This is a genomic window from Pseudomonas sp. efr-133-TYG-5, from assembly GCF_030209175.1.
GTDB lineage: Bacteria > Pseudomonadota > Gammaproteobacteria > Pseudomonadales > Pseudomonadaceae > Aquipseudomonas.
On sequence record NZ_JARVSM010000006.1, the window covers coordinates 316,477 to 329,908 of the forward strand.

A 13,432-nucleotide genomic window follows, 5' to 3' on the forward strand; every position below is an offset into this window, starting at 1 on the left:
CATTATAAGCACTTTTCCGCTGGGGGCGTCATTTGCGCTTCTGTCAAGACGGGGCGAGGGAACGCAATGCGCATTACAGAGTCCGTAACTCACGGAAAGTCATAGGGAATTGGTAGTGCTAGGACTCTTCAATAAAAAGGCCAATACGTTACTGGGGATCGACATCAGCTCCACGTCCGTGAAGCTGCTGGAGCTGAGCCGGCAAGGCGAGCGCTACCGGGTCGAAGCGTATGCGGTGGAGCCGTTGCCGGCGAACGCCGTGGTCGAGAAAAACATCGCCGAACTCGAAGGCGTCGGCCATGCGTTGTCCCGGGTCCTGCTCAAGGCGCGTACCGGGCTGAAAAGCGTGGCAGTGGCGGTGGCCGGTTCGGCGGTCATCACGAAAGTCATCGAGATGGACGCCGGCCTGTCCGACGACGAGCTGGAGAACCAGCTCAAGATAGAAGCCGACCAATACATTCCCTATCCACTGGATGAAGTCGCCATCGATTTCGAAGTCCAGGGCGTATCGCCGCGCAACCCCGAGCGGGTCAACGTGCTGCTCGCCGCCTGTCGCAAGGAAAACGTCGAAGTGCGCGAAGCGGCACTGGCCCTCGCCGGTCTGACGGCGCGGGTGGTCGACGTCGAGGCTTACGCGCTGGAGCGCTCGTTCGGCCTGCTGGCCTCGCAACTGGCGGCTTCGCAGGAGCGCCTGACGGTCGCGGTGGTCGACATCGGTGCGACCATGACCACCCTCAGCGTCCTGCTCAACGGGCGGATCATCTACACCCGCGAGCAACTGTTCGGCGGCCGTCAGTTGACCGAGGAAATCCAGCGCCGCTACGGCCTGACCCTGGAACAGGCCGGGCTGGCGAAAAAACAAGGCGGCCTGCCCGACGACTACGTCAGCGAGGTGCTGCAGCCGTTTCGTGAGGCGCTGGTGCAGCAGGTGTCGCGCTCCCTGCAGTTCTTCTTTGCCTCGGGCCAGTACAACGCGGTCGATCACATCCTGCTGGCCGGGGGTACCGCGTCGGTACCCGGTCTCGACCGGCTGATCGAACAGCGCCTGAACACACCGACCCAGGTGGCCAACCCGTTTGCCGACATGGCCTTGAGCAGCAAGGTCAACGCCGGGGCACTGGCCAGCGATGCGCCGGCCCTGATGATTGCCTGCGGGCTCGCGCTCAGGAGTTTCGACTGATGGCGCGGATCAACCTTCTGCCCTGGCGCGAAGAGCGTCGCGAAGAGCGGCGCAAACGCTTCCTGCTGATCCTGACCGGCGTGCTGGTCGGCTCGATCGGCGCGGTGTTCATCGCCGACCAGGTGTTCAGTACCGCCATCGAGCGGCAAATGGCGCGCAACGACTACATCGGCAAACAGATCGCCGTGGTCGACGAGCGGATCAAGCAGATCAGCGAGCTCAAGGCCCATCGTCAGCAGCTGGTGGAGCGCATGCGCATCATCCAGGATCTGCAGGGCAACCGGCAGATCAGCGGGCGAATCTTCGACCAACTGGCGCGCACCCTGCCGGACGGGGTGTATTTCACCAGCGTGAAAATGGTCGGCAACACCCTGTCGATCAGCGGCGCGGCGGAATCCAACAATCGCGTGTCCGACCTGATGCGCAACCTCGATGCCTCCGACTGGTTCGACGCACCGAGCCTCAATGAGGTCAAGGCGACCACCGCCGGGCAACTGGACCAGGCCAACGTGTTCCAGTTGACCGTTCGTCAGACACGGCCGAAAAACCTGGAGGACGAACAATGAAACCGTCCGAATGGTTCGCCAGCCTGCGCAGCATCGACTTCAACGACCTCGACACCAGCAATATCGGCTCCTGGCCACCGGCCGTGAAGGGCCTGGCCGGGCTGCTGCTGATGGTGCTGGTCCTGGCGCTTGGCTATAACTTTTTCATCAGCGACCTGGAAAACCAGCTCGAACTCAAACGCACGGACGAGGCCACGCTCAAGGAACAGTTCGCCAGCAAGGCGCACCTGGCGGCCAACCTCGAGCTGTATACCCAGCAAATGAAAGAGATGGAGAACTCATTCGGGGTGTTGTTGCGGCAGTTGCCCAGCGACACCGAGGTACCGGGCCTGCTCGAGGACATCACGCGCACCGGCCTGGGCAGCGGCCTGGAGTTCGAGGAGATCAAGCTGTTGCCGGAAGTGACCCAGCAGTTCTACATCGAGCTGCCGATCCAGATCACCGTCACTGGCGCCTATCACGATCTCGCCACGTTCGTCAGCGGCGTGGCCGGCCTGCCGAGGATCGTCACCCTGCACGATTTCGAACTGGCGCCGGCCAATCCCGAGGGTGGGACGAAGTTGCGCATGAGCATCCTCGCCAAGACCTACCGCTATAACGACAAGGGGCTGCAGAAATGAGCCGACTTGGTTATCTGCCCTTGTTGGCGGTGGTGATGGCCTTGAGCGGCTGCGGTGGCGACGATTTCAGCGACCTCGACGCCTACATGAACGAGGTACGTCTGCGCCCACCGGGCAAGATCGAGCCGACCCCGACGTTCCGTTCCTATCCGACGTTTACCTACAGCGCCGCCAACCTGCGCAGCCCGTTCTCGCGCCAGGTGCGGGTCGACCTCGCCGGGCAGCAACGCGGCTCGCGCAACGTCAAGCCCGACCACAACCGGGTCAAGCAATACCTCGAAGGCTTCAACATCGAGCAATTCGAAATGGTCGGCACGATCTCCAATGCCTCCGGCTCCTTTGCGCTGTTGCGCGGGGCCGGCGGCGTGCACCGGCTGAAAGTCGGCGACTACCTGGGGCGCAATGACGGCCGCATCGTCGCCATCAGCGCCGCCCAGGTCGATGTGGTCGAAATCGTTCCCGACGGCGAGGGCGCCTGGCTGGAGCGGCCGCGGACCATTCCTTTGAAAGAGCACTCATAGTGGAAGTCGAACAATGAACAGGATTTTCTCCACCCTCGGTTTTTCGCTATGGATAGCGCTGCTTTCGCCGATGGTGCATGCGGCCAACCTCAAGGCGCTGGACGTCGCGGCGCTGCCGGGCGATCGCATCGAACTGAAGCTGTCGTTCGACGGCCCGCCGCCCCAGCCCAAGGGCTACACCACCGAGTCGCCGGCGCGCATTGCTCTCGACCTGCCGGGGGTGGCCAGCCAGTTGGCGAGCAAGACCCGCGACCTGGGCAGCGGCAATGCGCGCACGGCCACGGTCGTCGAGGCCAAGGACCGCACGCGGCTGATCGTCAGCCTGACGCAACTGGCGCCCTATGACGCCCGGGTCGAGGGCAACACGCTGTTCGTCGTGGTTGGCCAAGGCACCAAGGCCACCGTGCCGCGTCGGGTCACCAGTGCGCCGCGCGCCACCCCCGCGCCAGCCCCGGCCAGAACCTTCGCGCCCACTGCCCGGGCGATTCGCGGCGTGGACTTCCAGCGCGGCACCGACGGTGAGGGCAATGTCGTCATCGACCTGTCGGATCCGGCCATTGCCCCGGATATCCAGGAGCACGACGGCAAAATCATCCTCAACTTCGCCCGTACGCAGTTGCCCGAGTCGCTGCGGGTGCGGCTCGACGTCAAGGACTTCGCCACCCCGGTGCAGTTCGTCAGCTCCAGCGTCAGCGGGGATCGAGCGACCGTCAGCGTCGAGCCCAGCGGGGCGTTCGACTACTCGACGTTCCAGACCGACAACAAACTGACCGTCAGCATCCGCCCGATGACTGTCGACGACCTGCGCAAGCGCAACGTCGATCGCAACAGCTACAGCGGCGAGAAGCTGTCGTTGAACTTCCAGGACATCGACGTGCGTTCGGTGCTGCAACTGATCGCCGATTTCACCAACCTCAATCTGGTGGCCAGCGACACGGTGCAGGGCGGCATCACCCTGCGCCTGCAAAACGTGCCGTGGGACCAGGCGCTGGACCTGGTGCTGAAAACCAAGGGCCTGGACAAGCGCAAGATCGGCAACGTGCTGCTGGTGGCGCCAGCCGATGAAATTGCCGCGCGCGAACGCCAGGAGCTGGAATCGCAGAAGCAGATCGCCGAACTGGCGCCGTTGCGCCGCGAGCTCTTGCAGGTCAACTACGCGAAAGCGGCGGACATCGCCAAGCTGTTCCAGTCGGTGACCAGTGCCGAGGCGAAGGTCGATGAGCGCGGTTCGATCACCGTCGATGAACGGACCAACAACATCATTGCCTACCAGACCCAGGATCGCCTCGACGAGCTGCGGCGGATCGTGGCGCAGCTGGATATTCCGGTACGCCAGGTGATGATCGAGGCGCGGATCGTCGAAGCCAACGTCGACTACGACAAGAGCCTGGGCGTGCGCTGGGGCGGTTCGATCCAGAACAAGGGCAACTGGAACACCTCCGGCGTCAGCAACGGCTCCTCGACCACCATCGGCACGCCGGGCAGCACCAGCACCAACTCGCCGTTCGTCGACATGGGCACCGTCGGCAATACCTCCGGGATCGGCATCGCCTTTATCACCGACAACGTGCTGCTCGACCTCGAGCTGACCGCGATGGAGAAGACCGGCAACGGCGAAATCGTCTCGCAGCCGAAGGTGGTCACCTCCGACAAGGAAACCGCGAAGATCCTCAAGGGCACCGAGATTCCGTATCAGGAAGCCAGCTCCAGCGGGGCCACATCGGTGTCGTTCAAGGAGGCGTCGCTGTCGCTGGAAGTGACACCGCAGATTACCCCGGACAACCGCATCATCATGGAGGTCAAGGTCACCAAGGACGAACCGGACTACCTGAACAAAGTGCAGGATGTACCGCCGATCAAGAAAAACGAGGTCAACGCCAAGGTGCTGGTCAATGACGGCGAAACCATCGTGATTGGTGGCGTTTTCTCAAATACTCAGAGCAAGGTCGTAGATAAGGTGCCATTTCTTGGCGATGTGCCGTATCTTGGCCGCCTTTTCCGGCGTGATGTGGTTTCGGAGAAAAAATCCGAGCTGCTGGTCTTCCTCACTCCGCGTATCATGAATAACCAGGCGATTGCTGTGAGTCGTTGATTCTGTGCGAAATTTGATTCTTGTAGGACCGATGGGCGCTGGAAAAAGCACCATCGGCCGGTTGCTGGCCAAAGAGCTGCGCCTGCCGTTCAAAGATTCCGACAAGGAAATTGAACTGCGCACGGGCGCCAATATCCCGTGGATCTTCGACAAGGAAGGCGAGCCCGGCTTTCGCGACCGTGAGCAGGCGATGATCGCCGAGCTGTGCGCGTTCGACGGCGTGGTGCTGGCCACCGGCGGCGGCGCGGTGATGCGCGATGCCAACCGCAAGGCCCTGCACGAGGGTGGGCGGGTGGTGTATCTGCACGCCTCGGTCGAGCAGCAGGTCGGCCGCACCTCGCGTGATCGCAACCGACCGTTGCTGCGTACCGCCGATCCGGCAAAAACCCTGCGCGATCTGCTGGCGATCCGCGATCCGCTCTATCGGGAAATCGCCGACCTGGTGGTGGAAACCGACGAGCGGCCGCCACGCATGGTGGTGCTGGATATTCTCGACCGCCTGCAGCAGCTGCCACCCCGTTAAAGCGCCGCCCGAAATGCGCTATCCTCGGCGTCCTGTCGAGGTTGTGGCGCATGGCGAACGAGCGGCGTCACACCTGCAAAGGCTGTGGACATCCGATAATTCAAGGCAGGACGCCTGCTTCCATCTTCACTGTGGGGACACATGCAGACACTCAAGGTCGATCTAGGCGAGCGCAGCTACCCGATTCACATTGGCGAAGGCCTGTTGGATCAGCCCGAACTGCTGGTTCCGCACATCCACGGGCGGCAAGTGGCAATCATCTCCAACGAGACCGTCGCGCCGCTCTATCTTGAACGTCTGACCCGCAGCCTGGCGCAGTTCTCGGTGATTTCCGTGGTGTTGCCCGATGGCGAAGCCTTCAAGAACTGGGAAACCCTGCAAAAGATCTTCGACGGCCTGCTGACCGCCCGGCACGACCGCCGCACCACGGTGATCGCCCTGGGTGGCGGGGTGATCGGCGACATGGCCGGCTTCGCTGCCGCCTGCTACCAGCGCGGCGTCGATTTCATCCAGATCCCGACCACGCTGTTGTCCCAGGTCGATTCGTCGGTGGGCGGCAAGACCGGGATCAACCATCCGCTGGGCAAGAACATGGTCGGCGCGTTCTATCAGCCGAACGTGGTGCTGATCGATACCGCCTCGCTGAAGACCCTGCCGGCGCGGGAGCTGTCCGCCGGTCTGGCAGAAGTCATCAAATACGGCCTGATCTGCGACGAGCCGTTCCTCACCTGGCTTGAAGACAACGTCGATCGCCTGCGCAATCTCGACCAGCAGGCCCTGACCTACGCCATCGAGCGTTCCTGCGCGGCCAAGGCTGCGGTTGTCGGCGCCGACGAGCGGGAGTCCGGCGTACGCGCCACGCTCAACCTCGGCCACACCTTCGGCCACGCTATCGAAACCCATATGGGCTATGGTGTCTGGTTGCATGGCGAGGCCGTCGCTGCTGGCACGGTAATGGCTTTGGAGATGTCCGCACGCCTGGGCTGGATCACCGCGCAGGAGCGTGATCGCGGCATCCGTCTGTTCCAGCGCGCCGGTCTGCCGGTGATTCCGCCGGAAGAGATGACCGCCGCCGATTTTCTTGAACACATGGCAATTGACAAAAAAGTGATCGACGGTCGTCTGCGCCTGGTGCTGCTGCGCCGGATGGGCGAAGCGGTAGTGACCGACGATTATCCGAAAGAGGTTCTACAGGCCACGCTGGGAGCGGATTACCGCGCTCTGGCTCAGCTTAAAGGTTAATAAGATTCCGATGACTAGTTTGCATGCCGACGAGGCGTTCCTCGGCCATTTCCAGTTAAGTCACGACCCTTTTGCACCACGGGTCCCGGGCTTCAAGTTCTTCCCGGCCCAGCGCAAACCGGTGCTGGGGCAATTGCACCATCTGGCTCGCTACAGCCAGTTGCTGCTGGTGGTCACCGGCCCGCAAGGCAGCGGCAAGACCCTGCTGCGCCAGGCACTGGTGGCCAGTACCAACAAACAATCGGTTCAGAGCGTGGTGGTGTCTGCGCGTGGCGCGGGCGACGCGGCGGGCGTGTTGCGTCAGGTGGCCCAGGCGCTGAACGTGGCCCAGGCCGAAGTCGGCGCGATTCTCGATCAGGTGGTGCAACTGGCGCTGACCGGCCAGGAAGTCTATCTGCTGGTGGATGATGCCGAGCAGCTCGACGAATCCGCCCTCGAAGCGTTGATGGCGCTGGGTGCCGGCGCACCGGAAGGGCGTCCGCATGTATTCCTGTTCGGCGAGTCGTCGCTGATCGCGCAACTGGAAGCCTTGCACCTCGAGGAAGAGCGTTTTCACGTCATCGAGCTGCAGCCGTATACCGAAGAAGAAACCCGCGAATACCTCGACCAGCGGCTCGAAGGCGCCGGTCGCGGTGTCGAACTTTTCACCGCGGATCAGATCTCTGATATTCACGAAAGCTCCGAGGGCTGGCCGGGCAACATCAACCAGGTCGCCCGCGATGCCTTGATCGAAGTCATGATTGCCAGCCGCTCTGCGGTGAAGCGTCCAAGTATGGGGTTCAACATGCCGAAGAAACACGTATTGGCGATTTCCGCCGTCGTTGTGGTCGCGGTCGCTGCCGCCTGGCTGATGCCGGGTCGCAACAAGGCACCGACCACCGGTGCACCGGCCAACGAACAGGCGCAATTGCCGTTGGGCCAGGGCACCCCTCAGGCGGGCGGCAATCCATCCGTCGAATTCAACGGCAATACCCAGCCGATGCCGCTGCCGCTGGTCGGCAACTCGCAACCGGTGATGCGCGGGCCGTTGGCTGAAGCGGCCGGCGGGATCACCGAAGGCGATGACGGCGTGCCGCTGGAAGGCTCCAGCAACACCCCACCGACCGTAACCACCACGGCGCCGCCAGCGGGCGTGCCAGCCGGCCCTGCGCCGACCCCAGTACCGGTGCCGGCGGCCAAGCCGACGCCAGCTCCGACCCAGGTGGCAACCGCCAAGCCTGCACCCGCTCCGGCCGCACCCGCCGCCAAACCGGCACCTGCGCCAGCCAAACCGGTGACCGCGGCCAAGCCTGCCGAGAAGCCGGTCACCGTCGCCAAGGCTGCCGGTGGCAGCTGGTACGCCGGGCAACCGACCAGCAACTACGTGGTGCAGATTCTCGGTACCAGCTCCGAAGCGACCGCGCAGAACTTCGTCAAGGAGCAGGGCGGCGAGTACCGTTATTTCAAGAAAGTCCTCAACGGCAAGCCGCTCTACGTGATCACCTATGGCAACTTCGCCAGTCGTGATGCGGCCGTTTCTGCCATCAAGGCCTTGCCAGCGAAGGTTCAGGCTGGTAAACCTTGGCCTCGCACTGTCGCCAGCGTCCAACAGGAACTGGCAACAACTCGCTGAAGATTCGGCGGCCTTACCCAGGCCGCCTCTCCAAGCACCTCAAAATTTCTACAAGTGCGCGCCGCCCTCAGGGACGGTTGGCGCTTGCTGACGACCGCGACGCCGCCGCATTTTTTGCTGGGCAAGGCGCGAGGAACGCAGTTTGGTTATTCCAAATAAGTTCCGAGCAACGCAGCCCAGCAAAAAATGGGGCGCGTCCCTTCGGGTTGCGTGCCAACGTGTGCGAGGCTGCGTTGCGGGATTTGCCAAGGGAATAACCATTGGCAGCATCCCGCGCCTTGCCTCGCGCACGTTGGCGCGCAACGCGGTTCGCCAGCAAGCGCCAACCGTCCCTGCGGCCGCGTGCCTTGTGGTGTCTGCGTCACAGTAGTCTTTGAGTCGTTGCGGTCAGAATTAAAAAAGTTTTGACTAGCACAGCAGATCGCTTTAAACCTTTCACAAATGCGACATAGATTTGCGACATTTCGTCGTCAAATTTGTGAGCGTCTGTGTCGCTGTGTACAATGACCACCCTTTTGCCCCCGCTAAGCCGGCGTACGTTCGGCGCGGATCGCAAGTGGTTGAATTGAAAAGAAATTTGCCTCGAAAAGAGGCAGCCTGGTGAGAAAGTGTCTATGAAAGCAGGTCTGTACCAACCAGATGAATTCAAGGATAACTGCGGTTTCGGCCTGATAGCCCATATGCAGGGCGAACCCAGTCATACCCTTTTGCAAACGGCCATCGAGGCCCTGACCTGCATGACCCACCGCGGTGGGATTAATGCCGACGGCAAGACCGGTGACGGTTGCGGTCTGCTGATTCAAAAGCCCGATGCGTTCCTGCGAGCCATTGCCCAGGAAACCTTCAGCGTCGAGCTGCCCAAGCAATATGCCGTGGGCATGGTCTTCTTCAACCAGGACCCGGCCAAGGCCGAAGCCGCTCGCGAGAACATGAACCGCGAGATCCTCGCCGAAGGCCTGCAACTGATCGGCTGGCGCAAAGTGCCGATCGACACCAGCGTCCTCGGCCGCCTGGCCCTCGAGCGCCTGCCGCAGATCGAGCAGGTGTACATCGGCGGCGAAGGCCTGAGCGACCAGGACATGGCGGTCAAGCTGTTCAGCGCCCGTCGTCGTTCGTCGGTGGCCAACGCCGCGGACACCGACCACTACATCTGCAGCTTTTCGCACAAGACCATCATCTATAAAGGCCTGATGATGCCGGCCGACCTGGCCGCGTTCTATCCCGACCTGGGTGACCAGCGCCTGCAGACCGCGATCTGCGTGTTCCACCAGCGCTTCTCCACCAACACCCTGCCGAAATGGCCGCTGGCGCAGCCATTCCGCTTCCTCGCCCACAACGGCGAGATCAACACCATTACCGGTAACCGCAACTGGGCCCAGGCGCGTCGCACCAAGTTCACCAACGATCTGATGGATCTGGAAGAACTCGGCCCGCTGGTCAACCGTGTCGGTTCCGACTCCTCGAGCATGGACAACATGCTCGAACTGATGGTCACCGGCGGCATCGACCTGTTCCGTGGCGTGCGGATGATCATTCCGCCGGCGTGGCAGAACGTCGAAACCATGGACCCGGATCTGCGTGCGTTCTACGAGTACAACTCGATGCACATGGAACCGTGGGACGGCCCGGCCGGCGTGGTCATGACCGACGGTCGCTACGCGGTGTGCCTGCTCGACCGTAACGGTCTGCGTCCGGCGCGCTGGGTGACCACCAAGAACGGTTTCATCACCCTGGCGTCGGAAATCGGCGTGTGGAACTACCAGCCGCAGGACGTGCTCGCCAAGGGCCGGGTCGGTCCTGGCCAGATCTTCGCCGTGGACACCGAAACCGGGCAGATCCTCGACACCGATGCGATCGACAACCGGCTCAAATCCCGTCATCCGTACAAGCAATGGCTGCGCAAGAATGCCCTGCGCATCCAGGCGACCATGGAAGACAACGACCACGGTTCGGCGTTCTACGACGTCGATCAGCTCAAGCAATACATGAAGATGTACCAGGTCACGTTCGAAGAGCGCGATCAGGTCCTGCGTCCGCTCGGCGAGCAAGGCTATGAAGCCGTCGGCTCGATGGGCGACGACACGCCGATGGCCGTGCTGTCGCAGCGCGTGCGCACGCCGTACGACTATTTCCGTCAGCAGTTCGCCCAGGTGACCAACCCGCCGATCGACCCGCTGCGCGAAGCGATCGTGATGTCGCTGGAAATCTGCCTCGGTGCCGAGCGCAACATCTTCCAGGAGTCGCCGGAGCACGCCTCGCGCGTGATCCTCAGCTCGCCGGTCATTTCCCCGGCCAAGTGGCGCTCGCTGATGAACCTCGACCGCCCGGGTTTCGAGCGGCAGATCATCGACCTCAATTACGAGGAAAGCGTCGGCCTCGAAGCGGCCATCCACAACGTTGCCGATCAGGCTGAAGAGGCCGTGCGTGCCGGGCGGACCCAGATCGTCCTCAGCGACCGCCATATCGCGCCGGGCAAGCTGCCGATCCACGCCTCGCTGGCGACCGGCGCGGTGCACCACCGCCTGACCGAAAAAGGCCTGCGCTGCGATTCCAACATCCTCGTGGAAACCGCCACCGCGCGCGATCCGCACCACTTTGCGGTGCTGATCGGTTTCGGTGCCTCGGCGGTCTATCCGTTCCTGGCCTACGAAGTGCTGGGCGACCTGATCCGTACCGGTGAAGTGCTGGGCGACCTCTACGAGGTGTTCAAGAACTACCGCAAAGGCATCACCAAGGGCCTGCTGAAGATCCTGTCGAAGATGGGCATCTCGACCATCGCTTCATACCGTGGCGCGCAGCTGTTCGAGGCCATCGGCCTGTCCGAAGAAGTCTGCGAGCTGAGCTTCCGCGGTGTACCGAGCCGCATCAAGGGTGCGCGTTTCGTCGACATCGAAGCCGAGCAGAAGGCCCTTGCCGTTGAAGCCTGGAGCCCGCGCAAGCCGATCCAGCAGGGCGGCCTGCTGAAGTTCGTCCACGGTGGCGAATACCACGCCTACAACCCGGATGTGGTCAACACCCTGCAAGCCGCCGTGCAGCAGGGCGACTACGCCAAGTTCAAGGAATACACCTCGCTGGTCGACAACCGTCCGGTGTCGATGATCCGCGACCTGTTCAAGGTCAAGACCCTCGACACGCCGCTGGACATCAGCGAAGTCGAGCCGCTGGAATCGGTGCTCAAGCGCTTCGACTCCGCCGGTATCTCGCTGGGCGCCCTGTCGCCGGAAGCGCACGAAGCCCTGGCCGAAGCCATGAACCGCCTCGGTGCGCGTTCCAACTCCGGCGAAGGCGGCGAAGACCCGGCACGCTACGGCACCATCAAGAGCTCGAAAATCAAGCAAGTCGCCACCGGCCGTTTCGGTGTCACCCCGGAATACCTTGTCAACGCCGAAGTGCTGCAGATCAAGGTTGCCCAGGGCGCCAAGCCGGGCGAGGGCGGGCAACTGCCGGGCGGCAAAGTGAACGGGCTGATCGCCAAGCTGCGTTATGCAGTGCCGGGCGTCACCCTGATTTCGCCACCGCCGCACCACGACATCTATTCCATCGAAGACTTGTCGCAGCTGATCTTCGACCTGAAACAGGTCAACCCGAAGGCGCTGGTTTCGGTGAAGCTGGTGGCTGAAGCGGGCGTCGGCACCATCGCCGCCGGTGTGGCCAAGGCCTACGCGGACTTGATCACTATCTCCGGCTACGACGGTGGCACCGGTGCCTCGCCGCTGACCTCGATCAAATACGCGGGTGCGCCGTGGGAACTCGGCCTCGCCGAAACCCACCAGACCCTGCGCGGCAACGACCTGCGCGGCAAAGTCCGGGTGCAGACTGACGGTGGCCTGAAAACCGGCCTCGACGTGATCAAGGCGGCCATCCTCGGCGCCGAAAGCTTTGGCTTCGGTACGGCGCCGATGATCGCCCTGGGCTGCAAATACCTGCGGATCTGCCACCTGAACAACTGCGCCACCGGCGTCGCGACCCAGAACGAGAAGCTGCGCAAGGATCACTACATCGGTACCGTCGACATGGTGGTGAATTTCTTCACCTACGTCGCCGAGGAAACCCGTGAGTGGCTGGCCAAGCTGGGCGTGCGCTCCCTCGAAGAGCTGATCGGCCGCACCGATCTGCTGGAAATCCTCGAAGGCCAGACCGCCAAGCAACACCACCTGGACCTGACCCCGCTGCTGGGCAGCGATCACATCCCGGCGGACAAACCGCAGTTCTGCGGCGTCGAGCGCAACCCGCCATTCGACCAGGGCCTGCTGGCCGAGAAAATGGTCGAGATGGCGACGTCGGCGATCAACGACCTCAGCGGCGCCGAGTTCGAACTGGACATCTGCAACTGCGACCGTTCCATCGGCGCGCGGATCTCCGGCGAAATCGCACGCAAGCACGGCAACCAGGGCATGGCCAACGCGCCGATCACCTTCCGCTTCAAAGGCACGGCCGGGCAGAGCTTCGGCGTGTGGAACGCCGGCGGCCTGAACATGTACCTGGAAGGCGACGCCAACGACTACGTCGGCAAAGGCATGACTGGCGGCAAACTGGTCATCGTGCCGCCGAAGGGCAGCGTCTATCAGACCCAGAACAGCGCCATCATCGGCAACACCTGCCTGTACGGCGCCACCGGCGGCAAGCTGTTCGCCGCCGGCACCGCGGGCGAGCGTTTCGCCGTGCGTAACTCCGGTGCCCACACCGTCGTGGAAGGCACGGGCGATCACTGCTGCGAGTACATGACCGGTGGTTTCGTCTGCGTCCTGGGCAAGACCGGTTACAACTTCGGCTCTGGCATGACCGGCGGTTTCGCCTACGTGCTCGACCAGGACAACACCTTCGTTGACCGGGTCAACCACGAACTGGTGGAAATCCAGCGGATCAGCGGCGAGGCGATGGAAGCCTATCGCAGCCACCTGCAGAACGTGCTGAACGAGTACGTCGCGGAAACCGACAGCGAGTGGGGTCGTGAACTCGCCGAGAACCTCGATGACTACCTGCGCCGTTTCTGGCTGGTCAAACCGAAGGCGGCGAGTCTGAAATCTCTGCTCTCCAGTACTCGTGCAAGTCCGCAATAACGGCGCAGCTGCAAGC

9 protein-coding genes are annotated in these 13,432 nt (G+C 62.7%); all 9 read left to right on the forward strand.

What is annotated here, in order from left to right; all coding sequences use genetic code 11:
• Positions 1-115 precede the first annotated feature (115 nt).
• The 9 genes from QRN70_RS20460 to gltB all read left to right on the forward strand — a co-directional run bounded on the left by QRN70_RS20460 (position 116) and on the right by gltB (position 13,416).
• Positions 116-1,180, forward strand: a complete 1,065-nt coding sequence (locus tag QRN70_RS20460; RefSeq protein WP_285419712.1) for a pilus assembly protein PilM — start codon at positions 116-118, stop codon at positions 1,178-1,180.
• Entirely contained in the window at positions 1,180-1,746 is a 567-nt protein-coding gene (locus tag QRN70_RS20465; RefSeq protein WP_285419713.1) for a PilN domain-containing protein, read from the forward strand. The genes QRN70_RS20460 and QRN70_RS20465 overlap by 1 nt, the downstream gene beginning before the upstream one ends.
• Positions 1,743-2,366 carry a type 4a pilus biogenesis protein PilO gene (gene pilO / locus QRN70_RS20470; protein ID WP_285419714.1) on the forward strand — a complete coding sequence of 208 codons (624 nt, stop codon included), beginning with the start codon at positions 1,743-1,745 and terminating at the stop codon, positions 2,364-2,366. Before QRN70_RS20465 ends, pilO begins: the two co-directional genes overlap by 4 nt.
• A complete protein-coding gene (locus QRN70_RS20475) occupies positions 2,363-2,887 on the forward strand; it encodes a pilus assembly protein PilP (RefSeq protein ID WP_285419715.1) in 525 nt (174 codons plus the stop codon). Before pilO ends, QRN70_RS20475 begins: the two co-directional genes overlap by 4 nt.
• Before the next feature lie 13 nt (positions 2,888-2,900).
• Complete coding sequence (locus QRN70_RS20480; RefSeq protein WP_285419716.1) at positions 2,901-4,979, forward strand: type IV pilus secretin PilQ; 2,079 nt, start codon at positions 2,901-2,903, stop codon at positions 4,977-4,979.
• 4 nt (positions 4,980-4,983) lie between these two features.
• Positions 4,984-5,502, forward strand: coding sequence for a shikimate kinase AroK (aroK, locus tag QRN70_RS20485; protein ID WP_285419717.1), 519 nt, complete (start codon positions 4,984-4,986; stop codon positions 5,500-5,502).
• Positions 5,503-5,643: 141 nt separating this feature from the next.
• Positions 5,644-6,744, forward strand: coding sequence for a 3-dehydroquinate synthase (aroB, locus tag QRN70_RS20490; protein ID WP_285419718.1), 1,101 nt, complete (start codon positions 5,644-5,646; stop codon positions 6,742-6,744).
• 10 nt (positions 6,745-6,754) lie between these two features.
• Entirely contained in the window at positions 6,755-8,356 is a 1,602-nt protein-coding gene (locus QRN70_RS20495; protein WP_285419719.1) for an AAA family ATPase, read from the forward strand.
• A 614-nt stretch (positions 8,357-8,970) separates the two neighbouring features.
• A complete protein-coding gene (gltB, locus tag QRN70_RS20500; protein ID WP_285419720.1) occupies positions 8,971-13,416 on the forward strand; it encodes a glutamate synthase large subunit in 4,446 nt (1,481 codons plus the stop codon).
• Positions 13,417-13,432 lie beyond the last annotated feature (16 nt).